14 protein-coding genes are annotated in these 13,136 nt (G+C 36.7%); 11 read left to right on the top strand and 3 right to left on the bottom strand.

Annotated features, from left to right (window positions below; all coding sequences use genetic code 11):
- Positions 1-10: 10 nt before the first annotated feature.
- From rplU to pheA, 11 genes are all read left to right on the top strand, one after another.
- The gene (gene rplU, locus AC1DKZ_RS04015; protein WP_000270907.1) at positions 11-319 is read left to right on the top strand and encodes a 50S ribosomal protein L21; all 309 of its coding nucleotides are present in this window, start codon (positions 11-13) and stop codon (positions 317-319) included.
- Positions 320-330: 11 nt separating this feature from the next.
- Positions 331-675 (top strand): ribosomal-processing cysteine protease Prp, encoded by a 345-nt coding sequence (locus AC1DKZ_RS04010; RefSeq protein ID WP_002138477.1) that lies wholly within the window; start codon positions 331-333, stop codon positions 673-675.
- Between the two features lie 3 nt (positions 676-678).
- Positions 679-969, top strand: a complete 291-nt coding sequence (gene rpmA / locus AC1DKZ_RS04005) for a 50S ribosomal protein L27 (RefSeq protein ID WP_000944957.1) — start codon at positions 679-681, stop codon at positions 967-969.
- A gap of 63 nt (positions 970-1,032) precedes the next feature.
- Complete coding sequence (locus tag AC1DKZ_RS04000) at positions 1,033-1,581, top strand: sporulation initiation phosphotransferase B (protein ID WP_242307572.1); 549 nt, start codon at positions 1,033-1,035, stop codon at positions 1,579-1,581.
- A complete protein-coding gene (obgE, locus tag AC1DKZ_RS03995; protein WP_002015378.1) occupies positions 1,581-2,864 on the top strand; it encodes a GTPase ObgE in 1,284 nt (427 codons plus the stop codon). Before AC1DKZ_RS04000 ends, obgE begins: the two co-directional genes overlap by 1 nt.
- A gap of 172 nt (positions 2,865-3,036) precedes the next feature.
- Entirely contained in the window at positions 3,037-3,744 is a 708-nt protein-coding gene (locus AC1DKZ_RS03990) for a response regulator transcription factor (protein WP_476995670.1), read from the top strand.
- Complete coding sequence (locus AC1DKZ_RS03985; protein WP_476995669.1) at positions 3,734-4,816, top strand: HAMP domain-containing histidine kinase; 1,083 nt, start codon at positions 3,734-3,736, stop codon at positions 4,814-4,816. The genes AC1DKZ_RS03990 and AC1DKZ_RS03985 overlap by 11 nt, the downstream gene beginning before the upstream one ends.
- A 93-nt stretch (positions 4,817-4,909) precedes the next feature.
- Positions 4,910-5,686 (top strand): ABC transporter ATP-binding protein, encoded by a 777-nt coding sequence (locus AC1DKZ_RS03980; protein ID WP_002015381.1) that lies wholly within the window; start codon positions 4,910-4,912, stop codon positions 5,684-5,686.
- Positions 5,661-7,574, top strand: a complete 1,914-nt coding sequence (locus AC1DKZ_RS03975) for an FtsX-like permease family protein (protein WP_476995668.1) — start codon at positions 5,661-5,663, stop codon at positions 7,572-7,574. The genes AC1DKZ_RS03980 and AC1DKZ_RS03975 overlap by 26 nt, the downstream gene beginning before the upstream one ends.
- Positions 7,575-7,623: 49 nt before the next feature.
- Positions 7,624-9,537, top strand: coding sequence for an ABC transporter permease (locus tag AC1DKZ_RS03970; RefSeq protein ID WP_476995667.1), 1,914 nt, complete (start codon positions 7,624-7,626; stop codon positions 9,535-9,537).
- A gap of 95 nt (positions 9,538-9,632) precedes the next feature.
- Positions 9,633-10,484 (top strand): prephenate dehydratase, encoded by an 852-nt coding sequence (pheA, locus tag AC1DKZ_RS03965; protein ID WP_002015384.1) that lies wholly within the window; start codon positions 9,633-9,635, stop codon positions 10,482-10,484.
- Positions 10,485-10,586: 102 nt separating this feature from the next.
- Here the strand turns inward: pheA and AC1DKZ_RS03960 are convergent, their stop codons facing one another.
- From AC1DKZ_RS03960 to AC1DKZ_RS03950, 3 genes are all read right to left on the bottom strand, one after another.
- The gene (locus AC1DKZ_RS03960) at positions 10,587-11,234 is read right to left on the bottom strand and encodes an MOSC domain-containing protein (protein ID WP_476995666.1); all 648 of its coding nucleotides are present in this window, start codon (positions 11,232-11,234) and stop codon (positions 10,587-10,589) included.
- Positions 11,235-11,314: 80 nt separating this feature from the next.
- Positions 11,315-11,857, bottom strand: a complete 543-nt coding sequence (locus AC1DKZ_RS03955) for a transcription repressor NadR (RefSeq protein WP_002034157.1) — start codon at positions 11,855-11,857, stop codon at positions 11,315-11,317.
- Complete coding sequence (locus AC1DKZ_RS03950; RefSeq protein WP_002034158.1) at positions 11,857-12,999, bottom strand: IscS subfamily cysteine desulfurase; 1,143 nt, start codon at positions 12,997-12,999, stop codon at positions 11,857-11,859. Before AC1DKZ_RS03950 ends, AC1DKZ_RS03955 begins: the two co-directional genes overlap by 1 nt.
- Positions 13,000-13,136: the final 137 nt, after the last annotated feature.

Here is a 13,136-nt window from a genome sequence, read left to right as displayed (position 1 = left end):
AGGTGCAAGTATGTACGCAATTATCGAAACAGGTGGAAAACAAATTAAAGTTGAAGCTGGTCAAGCAATCTACATTGAAAAATTAGATGTTGAAGCTGGTGAAACTGTTACTTTTGACAAAGTTCTTTTCGTTGGTGGCGAAAACGTGAAAGTTGGTAGCCCAGTTGTAGAGGGTGCAACAGTTACTGCGAAAGTTGAAAAACAAGGTCGCGCTAAGAAAATCATCGTTTTCAAATACAAAGCGAAAAAGAACAATCGTAAGAAACAAGGTCATCGTCAACCTTACACTAAGCTAGTAGTTGAAGCTATCAACGCTTAATTCTGGTTAAGATGATTAAGATTACGATAAGTCGCACGAAACTAGGAAGTATCCGATCATTTAAAATGACTGGACATGCCAATTATGCGCCACATGGACAAGATCTTGTCTGTGCTGGAACTACAGCGGTTGTGTTTGGTTCTATAAATGCAGTGGAAGAACTTTGTAATGTGCAGGCAACTATTGAACTCGGAAGTGATGGCGGATTCTTGACGTATGAATTGCCTAATGATTTAGACGTTCATACAGCAGAAAAAGCACAAATACTTTTAGAAGGATTGGTTGTTTCACTTAAGACGATTGAACTTGATTACGGAAAGTATATCCGTTTAATAGAAAAAGTGCAGGAGGTGTAACGTATGTTAAGATTAGATCTTCAGTTTTTCGCATCTAAGAAAGGTGTAGGTAGTACAAAGAACGGTCGTGACTCTCAGTCAAAACGTCTTGGTGCTAAACGCGCAGATGGTCAAACGGTTTCAGGTGGTTCAATTCTTTACCGTCAACGCGGTACAAAAATTTATCCAGGTGTTAACGTTGGTCGTGGTGGCGATGACACTTTATACGCGAAAGTTGACGGCGTAGTACGCTTTGAGCGTCTTGGTCGTGACCGCAAACAAGTGAGCGTATATCCTGTTGCTCAAGAAGCATAAGAACTCACGGAAAACTCTAACCTGAGTGCAGGTTAGAGTTTTTCTATATTAAGGGGTATCTAAATGAATGAAAAATGGACAATTATAGATGCGTTGAGCCACTCGAGACATGATTGGCTCAATCGTTTGCAGATGGTTAAAGGAAATCTTTCCCTTGGAAAAGTGGAAGAGATTCATAGGCTCATCGATCGTTTTGTCCAAGAAGCGAGACAAGAATCCAATCTGATGGGGCTATCAATGCCTTTATTTTCAGAGTGGATTTTAACATATAATTGGAAACAGCAGCCGTGCTTATTGGAGTACGAAGTATTAGGGAAATTACATAACTTATCTCATCTAGATGAGACTGTATGTACATGGACGAATCAGTTTTTCTTAATGCTTCAGCATAGTTTAGACGTATATGTTGAAAATTATGTTTGTATCACAATTGAAAGTGACGCGGAGAATGCTCGTTTCTTTTTTGATTTTCGTGGAAAGCTAACGAATGTAGAAGAACTACAAACGTGGCTTGCGAACGAAAACGATAAATGGTATTCCATTTCTTATACAGTACGAGACGAAGAAGTCTCAGTTATATTACAACTAATCGAAAAAAGTGTGGTGAAATAATGTTTGTAGATCAGGTCAAGATATATGTAAAAGGCGGCGACGGTGGTAACGGAATGGTTGCGTATCGTCGTGAGAAGTATGTACCTAAAGGTGGCCCAGCAGGTGGCGACGGTGGTAAAGGTGCAGATGTTGTTTTTGTTGTTGAGGAAGGCTTACGTACATTAATGGACTTCCGCTACCAACGTCATTTCAAAGCTGATCGCGGTCAGCACGGAATGAGTAAAGGTCAGCACGGTCGTAAATCTGAAGATTTAATCGTAAAGGTTCCACCAGGAACAATAGTGAAAGATGAAAAAACAGGTGAAATTCTTGCCGATTTAGTAACGCATGAACAAACAGCTGTAATCGCAAGAGGTGGCCGTGGTGGCCGTGGTAATTCACGTTTCGCAACAGCGACGAACCCAGCGCCAGAAATCGCTGAGAACGGGGAACCAGGTCAAGAACGTGATGTCACGCTAGAACTTAAAGTGCTAGCAGATGTTGGACTTGTTGGATTCCCAAGTGTAGGTAAATCTACATTATTATCTGTTGTATCATCAGCGCGTCCGAAAATTGCAGAATATCACTTTACAACAATCGTTCCGAATCTTGGTGTTGTTGAAACTGGTGATAACCGCAGCTTCGTTATGGCTGACCTTCCTGGACTAATTGAAGGCGCACACTCCGGCGTTGGACTTGGACACCAATTCTTACGTCATATCGAACGTACACGTGTAATTGTGCACGTTATCGATATGTCTGGTTTAGAAGGACGTGAGCCATATGAAGATTATGTCACAATCAATAATGAACTAAAAGAATACAATATGCGTTTAACTGAGCGTCCACAAGTTGTTGTTGCAAACAAAATGGATATGCCAGATGCAGAAGAAAACTTACAAGCATTTAAAGAGAAATTGGGAGACGAAGTGAAAATTTTCCCAATCTCAGCTGTAACGAAACAAGGTGTTCGTGACTTACTATTTGAAGTAGCGAACTTATTAGAAACAACACCAGAATTCCCAATGTACGATGATGTAGAAGAATCTGAAGCAAGTGTAATGTACAAATTTGAATCTGAATCTAATTTTGAAATTACACGCGAAAGTGATGGCACATTTGTTATTTCTGGTTATGACATTGAGAAAACATTCAAGATGACAGACTTCTCACGTGATGAATCTGTACGCCGATTTGCTCGTCAAATGCGTGGAATGGGTATTGATGAAGCCCTTCGTGCACGTGGTGCAACAGACGGAGATATTGTGAAAATTCTTGAATATCAATTTGAATTTATCGATTAAGACTGCCGAAATATGGCGGTCTTTTTTTTTCGTTATTTGAGTCCAGTAAAAACCTAATTCGTATAGGCGAACCATAAGTCGATATAGGAAAAAATCCCCATTGATTAAAGTTTCAATTTATAATAGAAAAAGGAGTGATTTTAGAAGAATATTTTATGGGGAGAAAAGGAATATGTATAAAATATTAATTGTAGAAGATGATGAAAAAATTGCAGAGATATTAGAGGAGCATTTAGAAAGGTATGGATATCAATCTTTCAGAGTGAGCGATTTACGGCATATAAAAGATGAGTTTGTAAAAGTAAGTCCTCATCTTGTGTTACTTGATATTAATTTACCATACTTTGATGGCTTCTACTGGTGCCGCCAAATCCGCAATGTATCGAATGCGCCAATTATTTTTGTTTCTGCAAGAACAGGGGAAATGGATCAAGTAATGGCGATTGAAAATGGCGGAGATGATTACATTACGAAGCCATTCCATTTAGATATCGTAATGGCAAAGGTGAAAAGTGCACTCCGCCGCGGGTATGGTGAGTATGCTTTGGCCGCGGAAAGTGACTGCTTAGGTGTTAATGGATTGTTATTATTCCCATCACAGCACACAGTAGAGTGGAAAGGTCAACAAACGGAACTTACAAAAAATGAGTTTTATTTATTAGAATGTTTAATGAAACAAGCAAATCAATACGTGACACGTGAAGAGCTGTTAGAGGCTTTATGGGATGAAGTAGCTTTTGTTGATGATAATACATTAACCGTGAATGTAAAGCGTGTAAGGAAGAAACTTGAGGAGTTAGGCATTAAAAATGCAATTGTAACGAAACGCGGATATGGTTATGCACTTCTTACAGAGTGGGGCGAAGGGCATGAAGGTTAAAAATTACCTCATGGACCGTTTTTCTTTACTTCTTTCTTATATTATTAGCCTTTGTTTATTTGGGCTCGTTTTGCAGTTGCAAAGTCTTTTAGAAAAAAGATCCATTGATTGGAGTACGTGGTTATATGGGCTTTTATTAGGGACAGTTGTATTTACTGTATACCTCATTTACGATTATCGAAAAAAAAGTGTATTTTTAAAAAGAATCGAAAAATATGTTGCTAGCGGAAATACATTACACGACTCTTTACTTATTGATACTTCTTATACGTCAGAGCAAGAAATGGTTGTTGAAGCGTTTACGCTATTAAGGCAGCAATATATGAATGAAGTTCATAAGCAGCATGCAAAAGAGCAACAGCAAATGATTTTTATGAACCAGTGGATCCATCAAATGAAAACACCAGTATCCGTTATTGAATTATTGTTACAGAAATATGGTAAGGAGCACCGTGAAGCAAGGGGAACGATTGAAAGTATTCGTGAAGAGAATAACCGTATTTTAAATGGGTTAGATTTAGCATTACATATGGCAAGGTTAGATCAATTTTCGAAAGATTATAAAGTAGAAGTAGTAAATGTGATAGATATCATCAGGGGTATTATTAATGAAAATCGAAAATCTTTCATTCAATCGTCGGTATTTCCGAAAGTAATGTTTGATGAAGATACTTGTATGGTTGCATCTGATAGAAAATGGCTAAGTATTGCTATAGGGCAAATTGTTGTAAATGCAATTAAGTATACGAAAATTTCAGAAGCAGAGAAAAAGGAAATTCAATTTCAAATTGAAGAGAAAGACCAAAAGGTGTTACTACATATTAAGGACAATGGAATTGGTATTCCAGAGCAAGATGTAAAGCGTATATTTGACCCATTCTTCACGGGAATAAATGGCCGTAAAACGAGAGAAGCAACTGGAATGGGCTTATATATTACGAAGGAAATTTGTGATAATTTACATCACGGTATGTATGTGCAATCGGCTGAAGGGGAAGGAACAACATTCACGTTCCAATTTGCAAAAGATGAAGAATACCATACATTAATGAGAAAAATGACAAAACTGTAAGATAACAAAACGTTTTGTAAGGGAAATCACTCGTTTCTTTTTCTTATTTTTCTTATAGTAAATGTAAGAAGAAAACACATAGGGGGATTAGAAATGAGTGTTCTTGAAGTAAAAGGATTAACAAAAGTGTACCAATCAAAAGGTTCAGTAGCGACGACTGCTTTAAACGATATAAATTTTAAAATAGAAGAAGGCGAATTTGTAGGAATTATGGGGCCTTCAGGGAGCGGGAAAACAACGCTTTTAAATTTATTAGCAACAATTGATAAGCAAACTTCAGGTCATGTGCTTGTAAATGGTGAAGAAATTAATCAAATGCGTGCTGCAAAATTAGCGGAGTTTCGCCGTACACATCTAGGATTCATTTTCCAAGATTTCAACTTACTTGATACATTATCGATTAAAGAAAATATTATTTTGCCGCTTGTAATGGCGAAGAAGTCTGTAAAAGAAATTGATGCGAAAGTACTTGAAATTGCGAGGTTTTTAAACATCGAAGAAATTTTAAATAAAAAAGTATACGAAGTATCAGGTGGACAACAACAACGTGCAGCAGCTGCAAGGGCGATTATTCATGAACCAACATTAATTTTAGCGGATGAGCCAACAGGAAACTTAGATTCTAAGTCAGCGAAATCATTAATGGGAGCACTTCAAGATTTGCATGAGCAAAAGAAAGTAACGATTGCAATGGTAACACATGATCCAGTAGCCGCTAGTTATTGCGAACGTATCCTTTTCATACGTGATGGAGAGATTTTTTCAGAAATACATAAAGGAAGAACGAAGCAAGCCTTTTTCCAAGAAATTTTAGACGTACTTGCGATGCTAGGAGGAGAATATCATGAACTTTCGCCAGCTCGCGCTTAATAACGTAAAAGGAAATTGGCATAATTATAAAGCGTTTCTTATTAGTAGTTGTTTATCAATTGTCGTATTTTTCATGTATGCTTCCTTCATTTATCATCCAGATGTCGTAAGCGGTAATATTAGTATGAAGACGATGATTACAAAAGGATTAGAATCGATGAATTATATTGTGGTCATCTTCTCAGCACTCTTTATTTTATATGCGAATTCAACATTTTTACGAGCAAGAAAAAAAGAATTCGGTTTATTAACATTAATAGGTGGAACGAAGTCTCAACTTGGCCGAATGATTATATTAGAGCAATTGATGTTAGGGAGCGTTGCCATTGTAGTAGGTATTGGGATTGGAATGCTTTGTTCAAAACTATTTTTCCAAGCATTAAGCGTATTATTGAAAATAGATAAAACACTTCCGCTTGTGTGGAATAGTAAAGCAGTTTTGATTACAGCTGGCATATACTTTATCCTCTTTATAATCCTATCATTGTTTAGCGTTTGGACAGTAGGACGCTTGCAAATTATTGATTTATTAAGAGAAGCAAGAAAACAAAAAGTAGAACCTTTTGCATTTACATCGTTATGTGTAGCTGGTATAGGATGTATTATTGCTGCATATGTGCTTAGCTTCCAAGTGACATTTATGAATTTTATAATGCTGTTTTTACCGATTGTAGGGCTGACAATAGGCGGAACGTATTTACTGTTTACGCAAGGTAGTACAGTCGTATTAAAAGCACTGCAAAAAAGAAAACAATCTTTTTATACGTATCCAAATATGTTCGTACTTAGCAATCTTATTTACAAAATGAAAGATAATGCTCGTTTTCTATTTGTAATTTCTATCATTACGGCGGTTGTTTCTTCAGCAGTTGGTACACTGTACGTGTTCTTTGAGGATATGAGTTATAAAACAGTGGCTAGTGCTCCGCATGCTATTTCGTATGAAGAAAAGGGGGTAAATACGCATAACATCATCAGTGAAGGGAAAGCACAAGAACTAATAAAAAAACACGGATTTGAAGAAGCGCGAAAAGTAACGTATGTAAAACTTCCTGCAACTCAAAAGGTAACGATGTTTAACGGTGAACATGAGATGCCGTTAGGGATTATCTCTGAAAAGGAATATAATAAAGAAGCGCGTAAACAGAACGTGCCAGAAGTGCAAAATAAGCCGGGAAGTGCAACGGTGGTTGTAGTTGATATGATGAATGATATTGTCAAGCCGGATCTTACGAAGCCATTTGAATTTAAATTGAACGGACAAAAACAGTCTATTAAGCTAAATGATCCAGTATCAAAGTCTGTTTTTAATGATGATGGCTATTTGATTGTGAATGATGAGGATTTTGTGAAATATTCACAGCTCGTAGCAGATGAAGAAAAGACAAAATATTATGGATATTATATTGAAGATTGGAAAGGAACAGAAAATCTTGTACTAGACTTAAAGAAAGAAATTGCACAAGAACAACAACAGAATTTCCACAATTCTATCCTTACGTATAAAGCGATAAAGGAGCAAGGAGCAATTACAATGTTCATCGGCTTCTTCGTAGCAGTACTGTTCTTCTTCTTTGCGTGTAGCATGACATACTTTAAATGGTTTAATGATAAAGAACAAGATCGTATTCAATTTAAGTCATTAAAAAGAATTGGTATGACAGATAAAGAAATTCGTAAAATTGCAATTCGTCAGATGGGTGTTATCTTCTTTATCCCAATTTTAATCGGTACAATTCATAGTGGGTTTGCTCTTCATACGTTAGGGAAAATGCTGTATATTGATTTATGGAAATCAGGTGCGATTGTAATAGGGGCTTATATTTTAGCTTCTGCCATTTACTTTATGATCGCGCAAAGAGGATATTTAAAACACGTGAAAAGCTAGGGAAACCTCTAGCTTTTTGCCTATGTAGTAAGGTACAGGAGGACGATAGATGAACATTCGGCAACTGGCGCTACAAAATATAAAGGGAAATTGGCGTAATTATAAAGTGTTTTTCTTAAGTAGTTGTTTTGCAATATTTGCTTCTTATGCATACATGTCTGTCATTGTACATCCGTATATGCAAGAGACGATGTGGTATCAAAATGTACGCTGGGGACTTATCATATGTAACGTTATAATTATTTCTTTTTTCGTCATATTTATTTTGTACTCTACTTCTATTTTCATAGAAGCACGTAAGAAAGAATTAGGGTTATATATGTTAATGGGAGCGACGAAGTCTAACGTAATAGGAGTGATTATGACCGAGCAAATATTGATCGGTATTTTCGCTAATATTTTCGGTATTGGGCTTGGCATGATTTTTTTGAAACTCTTTTTTATGGTATTTAGTATGTTACTTCATCTTCCGAAAGAACTCCCTGTCATATTTGACATGAGAGCGATTGGTGTAACGTTTGTTATATATATGCTCGTCTTTGTTCTGTTATCTTTTATAAGTGCTTTACGTATATGGAATATAAAAATCATACGGTTATTAAAAGAATTTCGAACAGATAAACGGGAGAGGAAAACATCAAAGTGGCTTTGTTTATTCGGTTTTGCTTGTTTAGTGGGCGGATATGCGTTAGCACTACAAGTGACGATGACAACGATAGCATTATACTTTTTTCCGGTTGTTATACTCATTTCTTTTGGGACGTATTTCTCATTTACACATGGCGCTACACAAATATTAGAAGTGATAAAAAGAAATAAAAGGATTATGTATACATATCCGTATTTATTTATAGTGAATCAATTGTCACATCGAATGAAGGAAAATAGTCGCTTTTTCTTTCTGTTGTCTATGGCAACAACGTTTGTCGTTACGGCGACAGGTACGGTGTTCTTATATTTTTCTAGCATGCAAGATATGTGGCGTGGCGGAGGAGTACACTCATTTTCATACATAGAAAAAGGCACTTCTGCTCATGAAGTTTTCGAGAAAGACAAGGTTGAAAACTTATTACATCAATATGGATATGATGATTTTCAATCTATGAGTTTTGTTGGAGTGTATGCATCCTTTCAGTCCAATAAGGGAGAAACAGAGGTAGCACCGCTTATAAAGGAAAGTGAATACAATCAAGAGGCAAGAAAACAAAAACAGAAAATGTATTATCCTAAAAAAGGAACAGTTACACTTGTCTATTATAATAAACGCAATTATCCAAATGTATATAATCAAAAAGAGATTCAATTGCAAGTAATGAATCAAACATATCAATTTATATATAACGGTCAAAAAGAAGGGGTACAATTTAACCATCACCCTTCATACATTAATGGTCTGTTTTTCGTCATGAATGATGAAGATTTTAACAGTATAGCAAATACAATTCCGGATTCTGAAAAAATGATATATAGAGGGTATACATTACCAAATATCGAAAATACGAAGGAATTAAACGAAGCTTTACGGAAACATATGAAACATGATACAAATGATGCGTTTCGAAGTAATATGGAATTATATGTGAATATGAAAGAAGGTGGTGATATTACTCTATTTATAGGCTCATTCATTAGCATATTATTCTTCCTTACGTCATGTAGCATCGTATATTTTAAATGGTTTCATAATATTGCATCCGATCGAAAGCAGTACGGGGCGCTCTCTAAACTTGGAATGACGAAGGAAGAAGTGTGGAAGATTTCTCGTTGGCAATTGTGTATGCTATTTTTTGCGCCAATTATAGTAGGGAGTATGCATAGTGCAGTTGCGTTATATACGTTTCATAATACTCTTTTTATGGACGGATCATTAAGAAAAGTGGGATTGTTTATTCTGTTTTACATTGCTGCATGTATCATCTATTTCTTCTTCGCTCAAAGAGAATACAAGAAACATTTAGACTAGCGAACGCTAGTCTTTTTTTAATATTCGAAATTCTCATAGAAGAATATAAAAAAGTATGGTATAACAGTAAGAAAACGAAAAAGAGGGAAAAGACGATGATTCGAGTAGGATATTTAGGACCAGAAGCGACATTTACAAATATGGCGGTGAGTCGTTTTTTTCCGGAAGCAGAGCATGTACCGTATCGAACGATTCCGGATTGTATTGATGCAGCTGCAAATGAAAATGTAGATTATGCGGTCGTACCGTTAGAGAACGCCATAGAAGGTTCAGTTAATATAACGGTTGATTATCTCGTACATGAGCAGCCACTTTCCATTGTAGGAGAAATTACAGTGCCAATTCAGCAGCATTTACTCGTACACCCGCAGTACGAAGAAGTGTGGAAAGAAGTATACGCTGTACATTCTCATCCGCATGCCATTGCACAGTGCCATAAATTTTTAAATGAGGAATTAAAAGGGGTAACCGTTCGCGATATGACATCAACAAGCGCTGCTGCGCAATATGTGAAAGAACATCCTGAAGAAAAAATTGCAGCTATTGCAAATGAAGCAGCGGCAGAAAAATACGGATTAACAATTGTAAGGCGTGATATTCATACGCATAAAAACAATCATACACGTTTCCTTGTTCTCCATAAGAAAAAGAAAGCAGTACTCCCAAATAACGGAGAAAACCGAGGAGAGAAAACGACGCTTATGATAACGTTACCTGCTGATTACGCAGGGGCACTATATCAAGTGTTATCAGCTTTCGCATGGAGAAAATTAAACTTATCAAAAATCGAATCTCGCCCGATGAAAACAGGTCTTGGAAATTACTTTTTCTTAATCGACGTAGATAAAGCATATGATGACGTATTATTGCCAGGCGTAATGATGGAACTTGAAGCACTCGGGTTTTCTGTTACTGTGCTGGGGAGTTATTCTTCTTATTGGTTGTAAGGGGAGTGTTTGTCGTATTTTGTAGTTAAGTCGATATAATTTCGGTCACTAGTATACCGTATGATAGATAAATAGAGTCCCACCTATAAAAGGTGGGATTTATTATTTTAACTTCGCAAGACGATCCTCTAACTGATCACGCCAAATCTCGGCTAGTTCTTGTACAGCAAGAACCTTCTCAATGCCATCTTTATCTTTCCTATTATGAAAATAAATTTCGTTAGAGAACAAAACAGATACATTGTTTGATGGACGCTCTAATAATGTAATTTTAGAATCTTGACGTACAGTACCTTCTTGAAGAACGCGGCATAAATAACCAGTATATCCAGTTGCTACAATACGTGGCAAAATACCAGGAATACCAAGGCGTTTTGAAATTGTGCTACAAGGTACTCTCGCTTGTGTAACTTGAATGATTGCTTCGCCTAGTTGATATGTATCTCCGATGCATACATCACGCTCTAACATATTTGTTACGGTAATGTTTTCGCCAAATGTGGAAGCCGGAAGTGTAGTTTGAAATTCCTCTTCCCATAGTGCGTAATGCTCGTGTGGGTACACGCAAACTGCGCGATCAGGTCCCCCGTGGTGTTTTAAATCCGCTACATCATCACCACGGAATCCGTCTTTTGAGAGGAAGGCCTCTTCTGTAGGATCTTTACATATACCTGTTATCATTTCTTTATCTTCGCCATATTTCATTTGTTTCGGTTTACCGGTGCTCAAGTGAACGAGTTCAATTCCCATATTTGACCCCCTTTACAATTGATTACAATATTATATCACTAAAAAAGCACAGAGAATGATAAAAAACTCTGTGCTTTACATTAATAAACGAGAAATCCAGCGCGGTCTAGTGCCTCGCAAGCGGCATCTAATTTCTCTTTAGAATCTGCTTCAATTGTATGTAAGTGAATACCATCTGTTAGTTGCGAAAGATAGGAAGCGTTTGTGTTTTCGATTTTTTGTAAATATTGCTCTACATCGAAGCGATTACTTACCATAATCGATGCTGTTAAGTCGCCATATACAGGATGCTCAACTTTTACGTCTTTAATTGTAACGCCGTGGTCAACTAACATAGTAAGTTCTTGACGTACTTCTGCCGGTTTATGTTGGCATACGATTACGCGTTCAAAAGCTTGTTGTCTTGTTTGTGGCTTTAAATATAAATACCCTTGTGCAGTCGCAATAATTGGTTCATTTCGTGCTTTTAGTAAGGAAATGTCTTGAACGATAACTTGCCTACTTACGTTTGTCTTTTTAGATAGCTCATTCCCCGATAACGGTTCATTTGCAGCAAGAAGCCACTCGAGGATGAGTTGTCGTCTTTCTTCGCCTAAAATCTTTTTTTGATCATTTTGTTTCATTATGATTTAACACCTCTATAAAATTGATTTCCAATTGTGTGTAGTGCATGAATAGTTGTATCAATTTGTTCTTTCGTTGTGTGATGTCCGAAAGAAAAGCGGACATATTGTTTTGCCTCTTCATACGTTTTTCCAATTGCAAGCATTGTTTTTGAAGGGTCTTGTTTACCGACTTGGCAAGCACTTCCAGTTGAAATGGCTATACCATGACGGTTACATTCTAACATTGTATACTGACCTTCTATTCCTTTTATTGTAACCCCAATAATATGTGGTAAACAAGAAGTAGAATGTCCTTTCACTTCAATTTCTAGAGGAAGTGTTTGTAATTGCTCTAAAAAATAAGATCGTAATTGTTTAAAACGAAAGCTCTCTTCCTTTTGATTCTTTAATATATGCTCTGCGGCTGTTAAAAAAGCAGCGATTCCAGGAACGTTCACTGTACCAGGGCGAAAGCCTTTTTCATGAGAAGTTCCCGGAAATACTTGTTCCCAGCGAACTTGCGGATTTATATAGCAAGCTCCAACTCCTTTTGGTCCGTATATTTTATGAGCTGAAACAGAGAGACTATCAATCTCCATCGCTTTAACGTCTATTGGAAGTTTACCAAACGTTTGAACACAATCCGAATGAAATAAAACATTATATTTTTTTAAAAGTGCTCCGATCTCTGCAATGTTTTGAACGGTCCCGATTTCAGAGTTTCCGTGCTGTATACTTGCTAGAGCAGTATCTTCTGTAATAGCTGCTTCTAAATCTACTAAATGAATTATCCCACTTTTATCAACAGGAATCTCAGTAATAGTATAACCTTGCGATTGTAAGGATTGAAAATAACTTCGAATCGATGCGTGTTCCATAGGTGTCGTAATAATGTGCTTTCCATTCCTAGCATTTAGAAGGGATTGAATCGCAAGGTAGTTAGATTCTGAACCGCCGCTTGTAAAGAATACACCTTGTTCCTTACCCCCAATCATTTCTGCAAATGTTTCTCTACAAACTTGTAATAAAGATGATGCGCTTCCGCCGATATCGTGTAAACTTTGTTCATTTCCAAAATATGTTTTTGCCGCTGCTATATATGTTTCTAAAGCTTCTTCGCTCATAGGGGTTGTCGCTGCATAATCTAGATATATCATCATGTAATTTCCTCTCTTCAGTAAGAGTGACATTTGTTTTCGTTTTTAGAATGGTAGTGAAAATAAGAATTGTAAAAAAACTCTTGTCATTATTTTAAAACTATGTAAATATAGGTGTCAAGACAGTTGAAAAGTGTAAA

This window comes from Bacillus sp. 05T21 (assembly GCF_056396785.1).
Note: the sequence above shows the minus strand (reverse complement) of the source record. Positions and strands in the feature narration are given on the sequence as shown.